The sequence below is a fragment of the Zhurongbacter thermophilus genome (genome assembly GCF_026184435.1).
Classification (GTDB): domain Bacteria; phylum Coprothermobacterota; class Coprothermobacteria; order Coprothermobacterales; family JAADFF01; genus JAADFF01.
In genome coordinates this window covers 639,967-658,781 of the sequence record NZ_CP046447.1, presented here as the reverse complement: position 1 = coordinate 658,781, position 18,815 = coordinate 639,967, and the positions used below count along the sequence as shown (strand labels likewise).

Annotated in this window: 18 protein-coding genes and 1 tRNA gene; 3 read left to right on the top strand and 16 right to left on the bottom strand. The window is 40.5% G+C overall.

Annotated features, from left to right (window positions below; all coding sequences use genetic code 11):
* Nucleotides 1-5 precede the first annotated feature (5 nt).
* The 5 genes from gatA to GM182_RS03045 all read right to left on the bottom strand — a co-directional run bounded on the left by gatA (nucleotide 6) and on the right by GM182_RS03045 (nucleotide 6,422).
* Nucleotides 6-1,418, bottom strand: a complete 1,413-nt coding sequence (gene gatA / locus GM182_RS03065; protein WP_449187123.1) for an Asp-tRNA(Asn)/Glu-tRNA(Gln) amidotransferase subunit GatA — start codon at nucleotides 1,416-1,418, stop codon at nucleotides 6-8.
* Nucleotides 1,415-1,705 carry a hypothetical protein gene (locus GM182_RS03060; protein ID WP_449187122.1) on the bottom strand — a complete coding sequence of 97 codons (291 nt, stop codon included), beginning with the start codon at nucleotides 1,703-1,705 and terminating at the stop codon, nucleotides 1,415-1,417. Before GM182_RS03060 ends, gatA begins: the two co-directional genes overlap by 4 nt.
* A gap of 5 nt (nucleotides 1,706-1,710) precedes the next feature.
* On the bottom strand, nucleotides 1,711-3,903 hold the full coding sequence (locus GM182_RS03055; protein ID WP_449187121.1) for a ligand-binding sensor domain-containing protein: 2,193 nt from the start codon (nucleotides 3,901-3,903) through the stop codon (nucleotides 1,711-1,713).
* A complete protein-coding gene (ligA, locus tag GM182_RS03050) occupies nucleotides 3,839-6,130 on the bottom strand; it encodes an NAD-dependent DNA ligase LigA (RefSeq protein WP_449187120.1) in 2,292 nt (763 codons plus the stop codon). Before ligA ends, GM182_RS03055 begins: the two co-directional genes overlap by 65 nt.
* 200 nt (nucleotides 6,131-6,330) lie before the next feature.
* A tRNA-Ser gene (locus tag GM182_RS03045) sits at nucleotides 6,331-6,422 on the bottom strand.
* Between the two features lie 62 nt (nucleotides 6,423-6,484).
* On the opposite strand from GM182_RS03045, the gene alr reads away from it, so the two are divergent.
* From alr to GM182_RS03030, 3 genes are read left to right on the top strand one after another with little or no spacing between them, the layout of a single operon-like run.
* Nucleotides 6,485-7,558: an alanine racemase gene (gene alr, locus GM182_RS03040; RefSeq protein ID WP_449187119.1), complete on the top strand. Its 1,074-nt coding sequence runs from the start codon at nucleotides 6,485-6,487 to the stop codon at nucleotides 7,556-7,558.
* Nucleotides 7,555-8,334: a TrmH family RNA methyltransferase gene (locus GM182_RS03035; RefSeq protein WP_449187118.1), complete on the top strand. Its 780-nt coding sequence runs from the start codon at nucleotides 7,555-7,557 to the stop codon at nucleotides 8,332-8,334. The genes alr and GM182_RS03035 overlap by 4 nt, the downstream gene beginning before the upstream one ends.
* Nucleotides 8,327-9,088 carry an SDR family oxidoreductase gene (locus GM182_RS03030; RefSeq protein WP_449187117.1) on the top strand — a complete coding sequence of 254 codons (762 nt, stop codon included), beginning with the start codon at nucleotides 8,327-8,329 and terminating at the stop codon, nucleotides 9,086-9,088. The genes GM182_RS03035 and GM182_RS03030 overlap by 8 nt, the downstream gene beginning before the upstream one ends.
* A 23-nt stretch (nucleotides 9,089-9,111) precedes the next feature.
* On the opposite strand, the gene GM182_RS03025 is transcribed toward GM182_RS03030, so the two are convergent.
* From GM182_RS03025 to frr, 11 genes are read right to left on the bottom strand one after another with little or no spacing between them, the layout of a single operon-like run.
* On the bottom strand, nucleotides 9,112-9,666 hold the full coding sequence (locus GM182_RS03025) for a TIGR00725 family protein (protein WP_449187116.1): 555 nt from the start codon (nucleotides 9,664-9,666) through the stop codon (nucleotides 9,112-9,114).
* Nucleotides 9,667-9,678: 12 nt separating this feature from the next.
* Nucleotides 9,679-10,503 carry a PfkB family carbohydrate kinase gene (locus tag GM182_RS03020; protein WP_449187115.1) on the bottom strand — a complete coding sequence of 275 codons (825 nt, stop codon included), beginning with the start codon at nucleotides 10,501-10,503 and terminating at the stop codon, nucleotides 9,679-9,681.
* Between the two features lie 10 nt (nucleotides 10,504-10,513).
* Nucleotides 10,514-11,398 (bottom strand): pseudouridine-5'-phosphate glycosidase, encoded by an 885-nt coding sequence (locus GM182_RS03015; RefSeq protein ID WP_449187114.1) that lies wholly within the window; start codon nucleotides 11,396-11,398, stop codon nucleotides 10,514-10,516.
* Nucleotides 11,399-11,402: 4 nt separating this feature from the next.
* Complete coding sequence (locus tag GM182_RS03010; protein ID WP_449187113.1) at nucleotides 11,403-12,098, bottom strand: glycosyltransferase family 2 protein; 696 nt, start codon at nucleotides 12,096-12,098, stop codon at nucleotides 11,403-11,405.
* Nucleotides 12,088-13,797, bottom strand: coding sequence for a proline--tRNA ligase (locus GM182_RS03005; protein WP_449187112.1), 1,710 nt, complete (start codon nucleotides 13,795-13,797; stop codon nucleotides 12,088-12,090). Before GM182_RS03005 ends, GM182_RS03010 begins: the two co-directional genes overlap by 11 nt.
* Nucleotides 13,798-13,800: 3 nt before the next feature.
* Complete coding sequence (gene ispG, locus GM182_RS03000) at nucleotides 13,801-14,865, bottom strand: (E)-4-hydroxy-3-methylbut-2-enyl-diphosphate synthase (RefSeq protein ID WP_449187111.1); 1,065 nt, start codon at nucleotides 14,863-14,865, stop codon at nucleotides 13,801-13,803.
* Nucleotide 14,866: 1 nt separating this feature from the next.
* Complete coding sequence (gene rseP / locus GM182_RS02995; protein WP_449187110.1) at nucleotides 14,867-16,141, bottom strand: RIP metalloprotease RseP; 1,275 nt, start codon at nucleotides 16,139-16,141, stop codon at nucleotides 14,867-14,869.
* Entirely contained in the window at nucleotides 16,138-17,220 is a 1,083-nt protein-coding gene (locus tag GM182_RS02990; protein ID WP_449187109.1) for a hypothetical protein, read from the bottom strand. Before GM182_RS02990 ends, rseP begins: the two co-directional genes overlap by 4 nt.
* Complete coding sequence (locus GM182_RS02985; protein WP_449187108.1) at nucleotides 17,207-18,064, bottom strand: phosphatidate cytidylyltransferase; 858 nt, start codon at nucleotides 18,062-18,064, stop codon at nucleotides 17,207-17,209. Before GM182_RS02985 ends, GM182_RS02990 begins: the two co-directional genes overlap by 14 nt.
* The gene (locus tag GM182_RS02980) at nucleotides 18,057-18,239 is read right to left on the bottom strand and encodes a ferredoxin family protein (RefSeq protein ID WP_449187107.1); all 183 of its coding nucleotides are present in this window, start codon (nucleotides 18,237-18,239) and stop codon (nucleotides 18,057-18,059) included. Before GM182_RS02980 ends, GM182_RS02985 begins: the two co-directional genes overlap by 8 nt.
* Nucleotides 18,240-18,241: 2 nt before the next feature.
* A complete protein-coding gene (frr, locus tag GM182_RS02975; protein WP_449187106.1) occupies nucleotides 18,242-18,799 on the bottom strand; it encodes a ribosome recycling factor in 558 nt (185 codons plus the stop codon).
* Between the last annotated feature and the right edge of the window lie 16 nt (nucleotides 18,800-18,815).

Sequence of the window (18,815 nt, the reverse complement as noted above, 5' to 3'; positions counted from 1 at the left end):
TGCCTTCACCTCCACAACCCCATAAGCTTATCTGCAACGGCCCAGACCTTTTCATCTTCGCCATACTTACCAATCACCTGTATACCAACAGGCAAATTGTCAACATATCCGGCAGGAATAGAAACAGCAGGCAAACCTGCCAGATTAACAGGTATTGTGTAAAGGTCTGCCTTATATACCTCAGACGGAGACATTTTCTGTCCTATCTTCCAAGGCAATTTCGGTGATGTTGGAACAAGAATAACATCAACCTGCTTGAAAGCCTCTTCAAAGTTTTGCATAATTCTATATCTCATAGCAACAGCCTTCTTATAAAAAGCATCCTGGTATCCCGCTGATAGCGCAAACGTACCTATCATAATCCTCCTTTTGACCTCTTTACCAAATCCTATGGTTCGTGTTCTCTTTACCATTTCTTTATACGTAGAAGCATCAAGAACTCGCCATGCATATCTCACACCATCATATCGTGCCAAATTGGCAGAAGCCTCAGCAGGAGCTATTAGGTAATAAGAGGCAATACCAGAAGCAATATCAGGCAGAGACACAGGTATCATCTGAAATTCCTTTGATGCCTTCATAATAGCATCATCCCATACTTTCATAACCCCGTCCTCTGCAGGATGATTGTCAAGTTCCTTCCAGACACCGATTTTTACTCCATCTATAGTTTCAAAAGCATCAAAAATATTTTTTACAGACAATTCTCTAGATGTAGCATCATATTTATCTTTACCGGCAATAACTCGGATAATAAGAGAAGCATCTTCCACATTTTTGGCAAGTACCCCTATCTGATCAAGGGAAGAAGCAAAAGCAACAAGTCCATAACGAGACACCATACCATACGATGGTTTTATACCAACAGTATCAGTAAATGACGCCGGCTGTCTTACAGATCCACCTGTATCACTACCTAGGGCTACAGGAACCATACCAGCAGCAACAGAGGCTGCTGAACCACCACTAGAACCACCAGGCACCCTTTCAAGATCCACAGGATTATGAGTTGGACCGAAGATAGAAAACTCTGTAGTAGATCCCATGGCAAACTCATCAAGATTAGTTTTACCTATGATAATAGCCCCGGCTTCCTTCAATTTCCTTACAGCCGTTGCATCATATGGTGATGTAAACTCTTGAAGTATTTTGCTGGCACATGTAAGAGGCATATCTTTTACGGCAATATTGTCTTTAATGGCCACTGGAATACCGGCAAGTGGTGGTAGTTCTTCACCAGATTTATATTTTTCTGTCCATAATTCTGCTTCTTTAAGCAAAGTATCTGTCTTTTCCAAATGAGTAAAAGCATTAATCTTTCTTTCTTTTTGACGAATTGTCTCTAGTAATTCCTCCATGTATTCCAGTGGTGTTAACTCACCAGATATAAATCTTTTCCTCAGCTCTTTTATCGTCATTCCTCATCTCCTCCCCTAAGTGGTGGTACAAGTAAATATCCATTTTTCATAAGAGAAAATCTCATCCACAAATCATGGTAGTCCACCCTTCTTTCCGGTTCATCTTCGTGAAGTGTTGCCGGTAATGGAGGAATCTCATAATCAGGTGAAATATCACCCAGCATGTCAAAAACATCAAACATTTCTTCAAAGTATGAAACAAATTCCTCTATTTCCTCTTCACTAAACTCTAGCATAGCCATATCGGCTATCTTCCGCACAAGTTCTTTATCAACCTTTATATCCACTTTTTTCACCTCCATAGTCCATTGGAATAGATAAGTTTATACAAAAACCTGAATACATCTATTCGTAAATATTTTCCATGCTTAGACGGAATATTGACATATGGAAAATACCTATTTAATATATCAGACGTTAGATTGGCCTTCCACTTAACCCCACGCGGAACTTTCCCATGAAAATAACCACAAATATAAGGGACAGCCCACGAATGGGCATTATTTATCATGCAAGATTTGGTGGGAATATGAGATGCACGGGACAGTAAAATAACCAGTTCTTCCACAGTAATGGGTTTATAGGGCATATAAGCCCCTTTTCCGTTTCCTTTAATAATACCCAATGATGTCAAACGGTGCATCCACACAATATAATTTAAGTAGTTAACATCTCTAAATGGGATAACTCCATCTGACAAATCCACTATCGAAAGCCCACTACGTGTGCCGACAACAAGATAGTGATTCCATACAGATATATCCGTGATAAAGTTAGATGTCACCATACCCTCAAAGGCAGAAAACACACCCCAAATCTTTCCTCCTTTGTATAAAAATACCCCTTCATCTGTTCCGACAACAAGATAGTGTTGCCAACTATCAACATCCACAACTCCCATGTTATTGAAGAGGGAAATAGGTACCAATTTTTTCAGTTTTCTGTCCAGAAAAATCAAGTTTCCATTGTTTATAGCCCAAATACCACCCAGAGTTCCTACTATCCGAGTAGCACCATAATTAAGAGCGTGATATGCAACAATGACATCATCCTCATATTTCAAGACAGATTTAGTAGTTGATATATATATACCCCCATCGTAGTAATACTCATCATAGGCATATTCTCCTTTAGGGAGCAACAATCTCTTGAAGTATCCTGTGTAGGCATTATATACATAGAGATATTTTCGAGTTAATATGAAATATTTGCCCCTACCATCTGTATCCACATCGACAATACTTTCTGATATAAATGAAGATATGTCTATTTGTTTCATAACACGACTAACCTTATTTCCCACATAAAAGCCAAGCACAGTACCAAGAGCTAACTTATCCCCTGTAATCCATGGTGCAATAGACAAAATAATTGAAGCATCTATAGATTTCCCATCAGCGGACATAAACTGAAATCTATACATAGAGTTTGGATTATTAAACCAATAAAGAGATTCTCCGTACTTAAACCATACAACAGATGTATTCTCAGGTTTAATATACGAAACCATATTATTGCGGACAGGCACATGAATCTCGAGAATTTGTTTAACATAAAACATATTCTCTACCATATACAAGCCTGCATTGCGAGAACCTGCTAAAGACACAACGATATTATCGTATCCATAAGGATACACAGCTGTTATTACATTACCAGAAGCGCCTATGGTAATCTTATATGCCTTTCCTCCAGAAGGTTTTATATATATATCATTTCCAGCAGTAGCAACAACATCTCCCCTAGGAGAAACAACTATATGTTCAATTTCACCGTAGAAATCAATATTGGAAATACGATTTACACTAGTATTAGGTAAATATACCTTGAAAGCTCCATGCTTGGTTGCAATATACAATGAAGTACCATACCTATATATATCATTAACTTTATCATTGAGAAGTATCCCTTTATAATGACAATCAACACCATAAACCCCAAGCCCATTATAGGTTCCAACATATATATTGTCACCGACAATCTGAATATCATTAATATAGGCACCAACACTAGCCTTACATGTCTTCCCCGTATGCTTATTTAGCAACCACATCTGCTCTGAAGAACCCACAGCAATGTAATCGTCAGACACATCCAATGTTTGATATGCCCCAAGTGGTAACCCTTCATAATCTGAATAAGTTTGACTGACATGGTCACTCAGGTATACAACAGAAAGACCAGCTCCAGTTAACAAGAACAATCGGTCATTATCATCGCCGAAAACCTTTTTCACATAAATATCTGGTAAACCATAAGAAGTATCTACCGATCTGATTACATATCCAGACAAGTTAATTTTATAAGCACCATTGTCGGTAGCCAGCCATATCTCATTTTTAGGAGACACCCATATATCGTTGATACGGGTATACATACCAAACTTATATATACGGGCAACAGCATCGGGTACATATATATTAGCCAAGAGGAAGAGGAGGCTGAATAGCACTACCACTATCCTCTTCACCGTTCTCTTCTCCATGCTTACCCTCCCCTATGAGCCGTAAAAACTCATCTTCATTAATAATTCTTACTCCAAGCTTTAGTGCTTTATCATATTTGCTACCCGGGTTTTCTCCCACAACAACATAGTCAACCTTCTTAGATACACTACTTGCAACCCTGCCCCCAAGACTTCGAACAGCATCGGCAGCTTCCGTGCGTGACATACTCTTCAAACTACCTGTGAAGACAAACGTTTTACCAGATAGTTTTCCTTCCTTTTGTTCCTCTTTTAGCTTAACGCCTGCCTTCTGCAATTTATCAATGACTTCCCAAGTACCACTTTGCGAAAAAGTTTTAACAATAGCACCGACAGTTTCATCACCGACACCTTCAATGCTATATAACTTATTTATTATATCCTGAGTTTTCTGCCTGGCCATCTCACGCAGTTTTTTCCACCACTCTTCTGGAATATCTTCGGGCTTATCCGCAGATAACACCTCAAACCACGAGTGAAAATGTTTACGTAAGACTCGGGCAATATCGGTAGGCAACTGCTTCACATCTTCATCACTGATATATCCTCCCAGCTCATAAATGCTATGAAACTGCTCTGCTATCAGAGAGGCAGTCTTTTGACCAACCAGAGGAATACCCAGAGCATAAATAAGCTTGTACAGAGGTCTACTTTTACTCTTCTCTATGGCTTTGAGAAGATTAGATGCAGATTTCTCACCCATACGCTCAAGGGACACAAGATCAGACATCTTCAAATAATATAGATCTCCCACATCTGATACAAGCCCCTTATCCACCAAAGTCTCTATGAGCTTCTCACCGAGTCCCTCGATATCCATACCATCACGAGAGGCAAAATGCTTAATGCGACCCTTTACCTGAGCAGGACAACGAAAACCGGTGCATTTATGATATGCCCCCTCTTTAACTACAGGAGCCCCACATACAGGACATCTATCAGGCATTTGGAAAGGCTTGCTATCTTTAGGCCTTTTATCCTTGACAACTTCCAGAACTTCAGGTATAACCTGTCCTGCACGATGCACAAGAACAGTATCACCAACACGAACATCAAGACGTTTAATTTCATCTTCGTTGTGTAGTGATGCCCGTGTAACAACAGCACCATCCAGCACAACAGGTTTCAGTATAGCGACAGGAGTCAACACACCTGTTCTTCCCACGCTAACAATAATATCTTCAACGACAGTCTCTTTAACCTCCGCAGGGAACTTGTAGGCAATAGCCCAACGAGGACTTCTTGCCTTAAAGCCGAGTATCTCTTGATAATCGATGCGATTAACCTTGACAACAACACCATCAGCAGGATAGTCAAGCTTATCTCGGTGTTTTGTCCAATAGTCACAGTACTCTATTACTTCCTCAATTCCCTTACACACCTTTGTATAAGGGTTAATCAAAAATCCTACGCTTTCAGCCCACTTGAGAAACTCATAATGTGTTTGAAAGCGAATGCCATCAAGCTCTCCAAAAGCGTACGGATAGAAAAATAAAGGTCTTTCTGCTGTTATAGATGGATCAAGCTGCCTAATAGAACCTGCTGCAGCATTACGCGGATTAGAAAACTCTTTTTCGCCTCTCTCACGCTGACGTTTATTAAGCTCTTCGAAATCCTTATACCGCATAAAAACTTCTCCACGCACTTCAACAACACGAGGAGGATTATCTGTCTTTAACCTTAGAGGAATAACTTTTATCGTCTTGACATTGGGTGTCACATCTTCACCCTCTATCCCGTCACCACGAGTGGCTCCAAGCACTAAAATACCATTTTCATAGCGAAGAGATATAGCAAGTCCGTCAAGCTTGTGTTCACAAACATACTCTATATCTTCCTCTATGCCCAAAAGAGATTTGACTCTTTGGTCAAATTTTCTCAGATCATCAAAATCAAAAGCATTATCAAGGGATAGCATAGGCACTTTATGCCTTACTGTTGGCAAATCTTTTCTTGGAGGAGCACCTACCCTATGGGTTGGTGAATCAGGTGTTTTGAGTTCGGGATATTTTTCTTCTATCTTCAACAGTAAATGAAACAACCCATCATATTCCTTATCAGAAATTATAGGATTATCCAATACAAAGTACTGTCTATTATGAAACTCTATAATTTCACGAAGCTTTTCAACATCTTCTTTCGATGGCTTTTTTCCTTCTTTCAAAAGCTTTGTCAGCTTCTCGTAGAGTTTCCTCCCTTCCTCTATAATCTCCTCTGCATTTTTCATGGCCTACGCCCCCTTTCCTACCTCTACTTTATTCTACCCAAAAAGAGGAGAAGGACCCCTGGGGGTACGGGGTCCATTAGGGGGATGCATTTTCTTCCATCTGTGGAGAAGCGGGGGACACTTCTCCTCAGGGGGTAAAGATATACTACCAAGTCTTAAAAATGTCGTCAAGGGTATTTACTTAATGTTTTCTAAAAGTTTGGCGGAGGGGGCGGGACTCGAACCCGCACGGCCTTCATAGGCCTACACCGGATTTCAAGTCCGGCTCCTTAGCCAGTTCGGTCACCCCTCCGCAATAGGTAGACCATGGAGTATTATATAACAAAAAGGCACCTCTCGGAAGGGGGAATATCTATGAAAACTGCATTTATCAGTAAGAGTAGCATAGCCCATAACCTCGGAGAAATTCGCAAACTCACATCATCTGAGATACTCGCTATGGTAAAGGCAGATGCATATGGTCATGATGTCCACATTGTTGTGCCGACACTACTCGATCTTGGCATTAAGAGATTCGGTGTTGCAACACTACAAGAAGCCCTGACCGTATCGCGACTTGGAGCCAAATGGATACTGATCATGGGCACAACCGACCATTACGAACCAGATGTTTTAGACGAGTTGGCCTTAAAAGGAATACGCATTGTTATCAATAATGAGGAATTTGGACGCTTCATACTTGCAAACACTAAAAAATTAAAAGCCCATCTTATGATAGATACAGGCATGCACAGACATGGCATACTACACTCCAACATAGATTCCATAAAGAAACTACTTACCACATTCCCAGGCAGGATAGAAGGCATACTAACCCACTTTGCCAAAGCCGATAGCGATGAAGAGGTAACACGCACACAGATAAACAGATTCATGGCCGTATTAAACGAAATACCCCGCGATGACTTAATCGTCCATGCTGCCAACAGTAGTGCCCTTTATAAATATCCAGAAGTGCACTTTGATATGGTCAGACCAGGGGTAGCCATATATGGGTACAGTGAAGTACCAGAATTTGATACCAAACTAAAAAGAGTTATGCGTGTAGAAGCTACAGTATCAGATATCAGGGAAATACCACCTGGAGAAGGAGTATCTTATGGATGGCGATTTATAGCCGATAAGCCAACCAAAGTAGCTACAGTATCTATGGGATATGCCGATGGATACAAGCGAATACTCAGCGGTAAAGTCTGGGCTGGTATCAAAGGAAAAACTGCCAGACAAATAGGTAGTATAGCTATGGATTTTTCTATGTTTGATATAACAGATATAGAAGGTGTAAAAGTTGGAGACAAGGTTGTAATTATGGGAGATTGGGAAGAAGGCAGCATATGGGCAGATGACATAGCCAATCTCGCAGGCACCATACCCTATGAAATACTTGTATCATTTGGGAAACGGGTGGAAAGGAAGGAGATAGAGTGAAGGTCATATCGAGTAAAGATAATCCAACATACAAAGAGATAAAGAAAATTCTGACATCCTCATCTTATCGCAAAAAGACAGGACTAACGATCGCCATAGGTAAAAAAATAGTAGATGATATAGTTACCAGTACACTGTCCACAGATGTTAAATATATTGTGCTTACTGATGAAAAAAATGCTCAACTCTATGAAGATTTCAATCCTATACTACTTAGCCCTAAACTGGCTAAAACACTTGACGATGTCATGGCAGATCAAGGCATAATGGCAGTGATAGAAAAACACTACACTTCTCTTGAAACATTACCAGATAGAGGACCTTTTCTTGTACTTGACGGAGTGTCGGATCCCATAAATGTTGGTACACTTATTCGCACGGCAGTAGGACTCCAGTATAAGGCCATATTGGTAGGAGAAGGAACAGCAGATCCACTATCCCCTAAAGTTATACGATCATCAGCAGGATACAGTTTATTTATCCCTATATTCAAAGGAAGAAACAAAGAGATTTTCAAAGCATTAAAAGAAAGAACCATAAAAATCATTACAACTTATATCCACCAAGAAAACTGTAAGCCAACATTTAATATGAAACTTGATGACTTTGCACTATGCCTTGGTAGTGAGGGAAGAGGACTTTCCGATATATGGAAAGAATATCCCGATACCTTAAATCTACTACTAAAATCGTCAACTATAGATTCATTTAATGTAGCAGTAGCCGGCAGCATACTCATGTATATTCTAAAAACAGGAGGTGAACTCTGTGGGTAAGATTGCATTTGTAGGAGGAGGAACAAAAGGTATCGGTAAAGCCATCGTCAAAACACTGATAGATAAAGGCTACAAGGTATATACAGCATCCAGGAGTGAAGATAACGTCAGGAAACTAATCGCAGAAATACCCGGTGTTATAGCTTATACAGGAGATCTATCAAAGAAAGAAGATATTGACCGGATATTCAATGATATCTTAGAAAAGGAAGAACATATCGACATATTGGTCAATAATCTTGGTGGTCCACCACCTGGCAACTTTGACGACATAGATGACCAGACATGGATAAAATCATTCGAGCTCACATTCCTCAGCAAGGTAAGAATGATCCGAAAAGTACTTCCTGGTATGAAACAGCAGAAATGGGGACGCATCGTCAATATGGAATCAGTCTCTGTAAAAATGCCATATCCTAACCTGCTAACATCAAACGCCATTAGACCATCTGTGGTGGGACTATCAAAACATCTGGCTTTTGAACTGGCCCCCTACAACATTACAATTAATACTATCGCTACAGGACTTACAGCAACACAGCGCATGGAAAACCTTATAAACTATGCAGCAAAACAGAAAGGTATAACATATGAAGAAGAGGAAAAACTCCGCGTTCAAGATGTACCTATGGGTAGGTTGGCAAAACCTGAAGAAATTGCTGCAGCCGTTGCATTCCTTGTCTCTGACGAAGCATCTTTTATCACAGGGACTGTAATACCGGTAGATGGTGGTTGGGTCAAATGCACATTATAGCCAACGGCAAAGGGCAAACAGGGTTATTCCCTGTTTGCCCTTATTCTTTCAAGAATCTTCATTGCTTCGTCTACACTATCAGCAATATATACTCTACCGGCAAGACGATAATCAAGGGAATCTCCGCCAAGGGTTGTGTCTTCTTCCAGTATCTTAATAATTCTATCGGTCCATCCTCCGGTACCCCTCATGAGTATAAGTGGCTTTCTATACGAATAGGCCATAAATATCTCGACAGAAGTACCGGCTGCACCACCAATAGATATTACAGCATTGGCAGAGTTAAGAAGTACACCAGACCTCATAGCCATATCAAGACCAGTAGAAATTTCTATAGCATAAGGAGTAATACCACCAGAAGCATAAGGGGTAATACCAATAACAATAGAACCCTCTTCTGCGGCTCCCTTACTAACAAGATGCATGACTCCGTCACGTCCTCCAGTTAGCACCACATATCTTTCTCTCCCTAGCGCCTTACCTATACTAAGGGCTATATCGGCAACATGCGAAACAGGTGGCTTATCAATATCACCTGCATAACCGATAACAGCTACCTTAAACATGTCTCTATACATACAATCATCTCCTTAAATATCAGACGAGTAACTCTCAAGGCTCATTCGAGCATAATCCAAAGCAACCTTAACACTCTCTACAAGATCCATACCCATTAGCAGATGATGATAGATAACGGCAGCAGTAAAGGTATCTCCTGCTCCTGTATCATCTACATAATCATGAACAGGAGCAAAATGCACATTGGTAATCTGACCTCTATGCCAAATCGATATACTGCTGTGACTTGTGCCTATAAGGATATCCTTAGGTCTCATATCTCTTATAAGCTCTACCTCGTCTTTATTAAGCACAGCCATATTGACTTTTTCGACAACATGAACAACAGGCTCTAACTTTTTGGGAGAAGCTGGTACCAAAACCGAAAATACGTGTCTTTCTTGAGCTTCCATAACAATTTTCTCAACAAGCTCCGGGGAAAGATTTGTATCAAATACCCATATACTGGCATCTGTAATAAAGTCTTTGATATCATCCCATGTAATTTCATAGGCGGGATTTTTTCCTGCCACCCCAATGATTGTCTTACCGTGATTATCAAGCACACCAACATACGTTCCAGTATAACCTTTATCTACAACGTACACATCTACATCTTGCTTATCCAAACTCGCCCTAATTGTCAGTCCCCATTCATCTGTACTAAATGATGTTATAAGTGAAACAACAGCTCCAAGTGTTGCCAGTGTAGATGTAATGTTCCTGCCTACTCCACCGGGAGTAATATACACTTCACCGGGATTGGAATTGCCAAGCACAGGAGGAACACTACTTCTACCCTTTATATCTATATTGCTGCCCCCAATAACAAGAATAGGTGTAACATCCATTGCCATTGCCATCACCTTACAAGAAACGTGCTATAGCACCGGCAACACGGGCATTGTTTACCAGCAGGGCTATATTTGCCTCTACAACTTTTTCGCCAAGGATATCTGCAATACGAGAAAGCAAGAATGGTGTTACATCCTTACCAGTAACACCTTTTTGCTCCATCTCGTCAAGCACACTCTCCATAATATTTTCCATTTCCGATTGAGGTATAGCCTTATCTTCCGGTATAGGGTTAGCAAGGAGCACGCCTTTGTCCAGATTTACACCTTTATGAACTCTCCAATACGCGGCCACTTGGTTAGGTGTTTCAAAACGATGACGAAGCTGAAGCAATGTTTTTCCCGTATAAAATGCAGGAAAAACATTAGTCTGATAGCCTAATACAGGGACACCTAAAGTTTCAAGATACTCTAATGTTTTAGGCAAATCAAGAATGCTCTTAGCACCTGAAGACACAACCATAATAGGTATCGTTGCCAGTGCATACATATCCGCAGAAATATCCCATGTCTTCTCCACATGACGGTGTACACCGCCAATACCACCAGTAGCAAACACCTCTATACCAGCTTTATGAGCTATCCACATTGTGGCGCTAACAGTGGTACCAGCATTCCACTTCCCATACACAGCCAGCGGAATATCCCTTATAGAAACCTTTTGTCGCCCATCTACTGTACCAAGCATTTCTATTTCATCAAGAGTCAAACCAATCTTAATAATTCCGTTAACAATACCTATTGTAGCCGGAATAGCCCCTGATTCCCTAACAGCCTTTTCCATTTTGACAACAGCCTCTACATTTTTAGGATATGGTAAGCCATGTGTCAAAACCGCTGTCTCCAGTGCTACAACATGAGACTTTCCTATTACTTCCTCGGAAATATATATATGCATACAATCACCTCCCTACAGTCTTCTTTACAAATCTTTTAATACTACGCACAAGCGTTAGTACAATGTCCCTATACATACCCATGCGCATCTTTACTCCCTCTTTTAATCCGTATTTTTCTTCTTTCATAACCTGAGCTACTCCCCAAAGCTTGACATATTCCACCTTAAGGTTGTGCTCCTTAGCAAATCGCTTAAGTCCTTCCTCGATACCATATCCACTAACGTCACCATATTCCTCAAAAAATTTACGGAGTGTATCCACTTTCATAGCCCTCTGGCCCGATATATGGGGAACAAGACTTTGAGCAAGATGGGTGGCAACACGACCACCAAGCAAAAGGCCTATTGTCATATCAGCCCTACCCCTCAGCACAGGTTCAAGAAGGTCATAAACATGTGAAGGATGCAAACCTGTTAAATCTGCATCAAACAAGACAACATATTTGCAGTGATGAACATACCTAGAAGCTATCTGCAAGGCGTGTGCTTTACCCACATTCTCAGGAAGCACTAAAACTGCGGCTCCTGATATAGCTGCATCAAGTGAAGTTTTATCCGTGGAACCATCATCAACAACAAGTACATAAGGGAAAAGGTGTCTGAGCACCTTAACAACCTCAGACACCCTTCCCTCCTCATTAAACGCAGGAACTATTGCACATACCTTTTTTGACTTAATATGTAGATTATCATTGTCCATAGATCTTTTCCCTCAAGAAGGGAACAATCTCATCTTTAGATACTTTGAAAACCTCGCCAGTTTTTCTATCCTTGATTTCATACTCCCCTGAAGACACTGTCTTCTTCGATACCACGATTCTAAACGGTATACCAATAAGATCAGCATCTTTGAACTTGACACCCGGTCTAAGGTCTCTATCATCAAGGATCGTCTCTATACCGGCATCTGTGAGTGCCTTATAAATCTCTTCTCCAACGGTCATAATATCGTCTTTTTTAACATCAAGAACAGTAATAATTACATGATATGGTGCCACAGATATAGGCCATATAATACCGTTTTCATCGTGGCTTCTCTCAACAATAGTAGCCATTACACGGCTAATACCTATACCATAGCATCCCATAATATACGGCTTACGCTGACCATTTTCATCAAGATACGTAGCCCCCATAGGTTCACTGTAGCGTGTTCCCAAATTAAAAATATGGCCAACCTCTATGGCTGTATACCTCTTCAGTGGAGCGCCACATACAGGACAAGCATCTCCATCGTTCACCTGTCTAATATCCACATACTCCACATCAAACTCATCTATGTTGAAGTGAATATAGTGGTAATCTGTTTCGTCGGCACCGATAACACCATCTTTAACATCCTGAACAGACTCATCGGCAATAATCTTGATATCTTTATCTTTATCTTTTACAGCATACGGGGAAATGTATCCTTTCACAAGTCCCATTTCGTCAAGTTCATCGGGAGTAAGAAGTCTCACTTCCGAGGCGTCAAGAACCTTGGCAAGTTTTGTCTCGTTAACCTCATAGTCTCCTCTGATAAGCACCATAACAATCTTGCCATCTACCATGTAAAGCATAGACTTAATAATACGAGAAGGTTCAACGCCTAAAAATTCTGCCAGCTGCTCTATTGTATGGGTACCTGGTGTGTGAACCTTTTCTATAGGCTTATCTGATGGCGGATAATCAACTTTCTTATAGGGGGCATGTGCTACTTCTATAGTAGCCTTGTATCCGCACTTTTCACATTTTACAACTTCACTTTCTCCATATTCAGCAGGTACCAAGAACTCATGAGACATCTTACCACCAATAGCTCCACTATCAGCTTCAAATGCCTCGGCATCAAGCCCTACTCGGCGGAATATATTGCTATATGCCCTATACATATCATCATATGTTTTCTTCAAATCATCTACAGATGTATGGAAGGAATAGGCATCTTTCATAATAAATTCCCTTCCTCTAATAACACCAAAGCGCGGTCTTAGCTCGTCTCTAAACTTTGTATTAATTTGATAGAAAATCACAGGTAGTTGTTTATATGAAGACACATTATCTCTCACAAGGGCCGTTATCTGCTCTTCATGGGTTGGTCCAAGACAGAACCATCTTCCCTTACGGTCTTTTGTCTTAAACATCTCATCACCATAAAGGTCCCAACGGCCTGTTTCATCCCACATCTCCTTGGGCATCAAAATAGACATCAATACCTCTTGTCCGCCAATGGCATCCATCTCTTCTCGGACAATGTCTTCAATCTTTTTCAAAACACGCCATGCCAGTGGCAGATATGCATAAATACCAGCAGATATCTTACGAATGTAACCAGCTCTTACAAGGAGCTTATGAGAAATAGATTCTGCATCGGCAGGATCTTCCCTTAGTGTCGGAATCAGCATTCTTGACATTCTCATAGGTTATACCTCCTCCTCAAGAATTTTATCTATTTCCGTTGTAATTATTTTCATTATATCTGTATCACTATCAAAATGGAAAGTGCGGTAAACTTTGCCCTTTTTAAAGAGCACTGCTTCACCAGGACCACCGAATGCAATACCCACATCGGCTTCTCTGGCCTCACCTGGCCCATTAACGGCACATCCCATTACCGCAACGGTAATATGCTTTCTTATATGTGCATATTTATCTTCTATTTTCTGGGCTATCTCCCATACAGGACCTGTACTTCTGGCACATTTAGGACATGAAACAATGGTTAGTCCTCTGCACTGGCCTATAGATGCACATAGTATCTTCCACGCCACTTTAACCTCCTGCCAAGGCTCAGCAGACAGAGAAACCCTTATGGTATCTCCTATACCCTCTCTTAGGAGATAACCCAGTGCATAAGAAGACTTTATAGTACCATCAAGAAGTGTACCAGCTTCTGTTACACCGATATGAATAGGACCATTAAACCACTGGCTAAGAGATTTGTTGAGATCTATGGTTTCATTGGGCGTTGAAGATTTAATAGAAATGACAATATCCTCAACTCCAACATCGTTTAGCATGTCTACATCTTCACGGGCTATTCGAAGAATCGCCTCTTTAACATCTTCACCAGCTTTTATACGCTCTCTTGGCAAAGAGGCCATATTATAGCCCAACCTTATAGGTAGTTTCTTTTCCGCAATAAGTTTCAGGGCATCTTTTACCCTCTTTACTGCTATGGTTCCAGGATTCCAGCGTATTTTATGCACACCAGCTTCCACAGCTAATATAACTTGACGAGGGTCATAATGGATATCGGCTACAATAGGTACAGGTGAATGATTTACAAGCCACTTTAGATGTTCAAAGTCATCAGGACTGGGAAAAGATACCCTTACAATATCCGCCCCGGCATTTACAGCATCAATTAAATCTCTAAGATTACCCTCCCTATCAGCAAGCGGACGCCAAAGCATAGTTTGAACAACAACAGGATGCTTTCCGCCAATAGGAACGTCACCAACATAGACAACCTTTTTCGAAAACATACTATAGCCCACCACCAATAATGGCAAGTATATCCTTAAATGTCACAAGAACAAGTAGTGCCAGCAGTGCATAAAAGCCATACATGTGGATTTTTTCCTCTACCTTTCTACTAATCTTCAAACCAAAGAGAGACAATATTGCAAATACCAATCTACCACCGTCAAGAGCTGGTAAAGGCAAGAGATTTGTAAGCCCTAATGCTATAGTAATAAGGGCGCTCATATTAATAAAAGAGGATAACTTAAGAATAAATGATACCCGTGCAGACAATGCTTCGCCCATAATTGCAACAATACCTACAGGTCCAGAAACGTACTTAAGACTAATACGACCTGTAATCATGAGCCAAAGCCCTTTAAAGAACAACACAGTGGTAGCCCATGTCTTTTGTAGCCCTTTCCAGATAGCGGTAATGACATTGTATCTCTCTATCTTTGCAGGACTCTGAGGCACAAATCCCAAGACGTATGAGTCTTTATCTTTGACAACATCTATTTTAACAGATATCTCTTTACCATTTCTCATAATACCTAAGGTGTAGGAGTACCTCTCACCGGTAGCTGTCTTCATAATATATTCATAGACCTCATTAAATGAGGATACAGGTTGACCATTAATGGAAACGATTTTATCCCCCTTTTGCACCTTTCCATAGGCGGGAGAATCTTTCATAACATCACCAACAACAGGAGGATAATAGAGTGCTACTCCAATAATATATCTACCATCACTTGTCTGCGTTGGAGTAACAGTAAACATCAATTCTTTTCCTTTACGCTCCACCTCAACATTAACAGAACGAGGAGGTTCATAATTCATCATCATATAAGAGGTAATATCGGTAAATTGCTTAATAGGATGTTTATCAATACTGACTATCTTATCTCCCGTTCGTATGCCAGCTTTGTAAGATGGGGAATCTTTGGGAACATATACCACAGCAGGATAGTAAACATTACCAATCATAAAAACTAAAGCAAATAGCACTATACCCAAAAGTATGTTAGATAAAGGTCCCCATATCAGCGTGTTAATTTTGGCCCCTATAGGGATATCCTCTCCTTCGTATTCCGGATCCTCCAACTCTTTTATCATGACATAGGCTCCAAGAGGAATTAATCTTATCTCGAAAATATCTTTCTTGTATATAAGGGGACCAAAACCAATGGAAAACTCTTCTACAGTTAGTCCACTTTTAACTGCGGCAAGATAATGGCCTGTTTCGTGAATGGTTACCATAATAAGCAACGCAATAATCGCCAGCAGTATATTCATATTGCTACCTCCTTTGCTCTCTCTTTCATCTGTCTATACCAGAATATTCTCTCTTCCGGTTGATAAGGTATATTATTCTCTGAAAGAGTATCTATTATCTTCTCTGCCAGCCAAGGCATTTGAGAAAATCTTATTTCTTCTTTCATGTACCTCTCAACAACAATATCATCTGCTATGAGATATAGCATATACAGTTTTTTATCGTCTGTATTCAACACATCTATAGCCAGTTTATACATGCCATACTTGTCTGTGGGAATGTCTTCAAAGTGCAGAGTTTGCCCATGCCAACTAATGGGCTTTAGCAAAGACTCTTTAAGATCGGGATATGTCAGTGAAAACTGTATTGGAAGAAGCATAGAGGGTTTATATGCTCCCATAAGTGTAAAGTTATCGTGGAGTACAACCATGGCGTGGACAATAACCTCTCTATGCATTACCGCTTTCAGTTCAGAAGGTGGAATATCAAATAGCACCCGAGCCTCTAAGAGCTCTATACCCTTATTAGCCAAGGTCGCAGAGTCAACGGTAATCTTGTATCCCATACTCCACACAGGATGTTTTAACGCATCCTTTGGTGAAAGGTTATCTATCTCGTTAAGTGATAAATCTCTAAAAGCCCCTCCTGATGCTGTAAGATACACTTCTTTCACCAAAGAAATATATGGTTTCATCAGCATGTATACAGTTGCATGTTCAGAATCTACGGGATATAAGTTTTTCCACCTGTATGGTGCAAATAAATCATGTCCTAAAACAAGCATCTCCTTGGTGGCAATGGCAACACGTTTGCCATCTTCCAAAAGCTTTAAAACAAAGGGCATCTCAGATACATCTGATGTGGCCACCATAATGGCATCTGCAGAATATACCGCTTCCTCAAATGCTTTCCTATCAAAATTACCATATGGCGAATAGATAACACCAATACCAAGTGTATCTTTCAAAGCTTGTAGTTTCTCTATACGTCTGCCGGCAGATGCTGCTACAATATCACAACCAAGGTGCTGTGCCACCTGCACAGTTTGAGAACCAATAGAACCGGTAATTCCCAATATCGCCAGCTTACATTCTGACACTGCCAATCACCTGCTCTAAATACTTAAGTAACCACATAATGTAAAATGCGGCAATAGTGCTATCTATTCGGTCCCACATACCACCATGACCAGGAATAATAAAACCTGAATCCTTCACACCAGCCTTTCGCTTCACAACAGACTCCACCAAGTCTCCTGTAAGGAGGATAGGAGCAAGAAGAACAACAGAAATACCCAGTGTATATGGCTCAACCTTCCAAATATGGAAAAGCCATAGCAACACCTCAAGTATTGTCAGTGATAACCAGCCCGTAATAAATCCCTCCCATGTTTTACCAGGGCTGATAGTAGGAACAAGCTTTGTTTTTCCCATTGTCTTACCACCGGCGTAGCTAAAAACATCAAATGTCCACACCATAACCAGTAAGGACATAAAGAACATCTTCCCCGTATGCTCGTATAAGTCTATGCCTATATACAGACCAACAAGAACATACACGATAAGGAAAAAGAACATATAGTAAGAAGATGAGAATACCTCTTCTTCTTTTTTCAAGAGAACCGCATATACAAAGAACCAAAGGAAGAAAATAACAAATAATAATGCAAGAAACACTTCAGGAGACACAAAATATAATACAAGCCATAAAAGAACCCCTACGGCTCCATATATGACTTTCTTCCACCACTCTTTACCCTTAAATTCCATGTCAACTATCTCATAGACAGTTACTAGAGCCATAAACGATAGTAAACCATATAGGTATTCCCCTCCAAGGAAAACTGCCCCAAGGACAATGGCAACATATATTACACCAATGGAAGAACGAAAGGCTGTTTCTTTTATCAAAGACCACCACTTTCTTAACATGTCTCTATTCATCACTTTTCACCACAATAGCCCCGGAAATAGGACACTCTTTCCTACACAAATCGCACAAAACACATGTGTCAATATTAATAAAAGGGCGGTGCTCCCCTTCTTCTATTGCATCTACAGGGCACACCGCCACACAAATTCCACAGTTGACACAAGAGGTCGTTATCTCGTAGTACACACTTACTCCATAATCTCCTGCTCTTTGTGTTTTACCATATCGTCAATCTTAGATATAAACTCATCTGTGACTTTCTGAATTTCATCTTTTATTCTTCTTGCCTGGTCTTCTGAATACTCTCCATCTTTCTGTTTAGCATCTACCTGCTTATTGAGATCTCTTCTAATGTTACGAATAGCAACCTTTGCCTCTTCGGCAAACTTGTGTACAAGTTTCACCATCTCGGCACGACGCTCTTGGCTCATTGGTGGAAAGTTTAGACGAATAACCCTACCATCAGATGTAGGCATGGCACCAAGATTAGCCATTTCCAATGCTTTGAAAATAGCATCATGGGTAGACTGGTCAAATGGCTGTACCACAAGTGTAGTAGAACCTTGTACAGATATAAGGGCAACCTGTCTCAATTCCATAGGTTGACCATATGCCATAACCTCTACCTTTTCAATCAATGTAGGAGATACTCTACCAGCCCTAATACCACCAAGTTCCTCTTTGAAAACATCTATAGTTTTCTGCATGTGCTGTCTTGCTTCCTTAACATGTGGATCATTCTTCACTACCGCCACCTCCTCA

Bases quoted from the DNA above. Each gene is read 5' to 3' on its own strand.
- gatA (WP_449187123.1), bottom strand. From the start codon at position 1,418: ATGACGATAAAAGAGCTGAGGAAAAGATTTATATCTGGTGAGTTAACA.
- GM182_RS03055 (WP_449187121.1), bottom strand. From the start codon at position 3,903: ATGGAGAAGAGAACGGTGAAGAGGATAGTGGTAGTGCTATTCAGCCTC.
- ligA (WP_449187120.1), bottom strand. From the start codon at position 6,130: ATGAAAAATGCAGAGGAGATTATAGAGGAAGGGAGGAAACTCTACGAG.
- alr (WP_449187119.1), top strand. From the start codon at position 6,485: ATGAAAACTGCATTTATCAGTAAGAGTAGCATAGCCCATAACCTCGGA.
- GM182_RS03025 (WP_449187116.1), bottom strand. From the start codon at position 9,666: ATGTATAGAGACATGTTTAAGGTAGCTGTTATCGGTTATGCAGGTGAT.
- GM182_RS03020 (WP_449187115.1), bottom strand. From the start codon at position 10,503: ATGGCAATGGATGTTACACCTATTCTTGTTATTGGGGGCAGCAATATA.
- GM182_RS03015 (WP_449187114.1), bottom strand. From the start codon at position 11,398: ATGCATATATATATTTCCGAGGAAGTAATAGGAAAGTCTCATGTTGTA.
- GM182_RS03010 (WP_449187113.1), bottom strand. From the start codon at position 12,098: ATGGACAATGATAATCTACATATTAAGTCAAAAAAGGTATGTGCAATA.
- GM182_RS03005 (WP_449187112.1), bottom strand. From the start codon at position 13,797: ATGAGAATGTCAAGAATGCTGATTCCGACACTAAGGGAAGATCCTGCC.
- ispG (WP_449187111.1), bottom strand. From the start codon at position 14,865: ATGTTTTCGAAAAAGGTTGTCTATGTTGGTGACGTTCCTATTGGCGGA.
- rseP (WP_449187110.1), bottom strand. From the start codon at position 16,141: ATGAATATACTGCTGGCGATTATTGCGTTGCTTATTATGGTAACCATT.
- GM182_RS02985 (WP_449187108.1), bottom strand. From the start codon at position 18,064: ATGAATAGAGACATGTTAAGAAAGTGGTGGTCTTTGATAAAAGAAACA.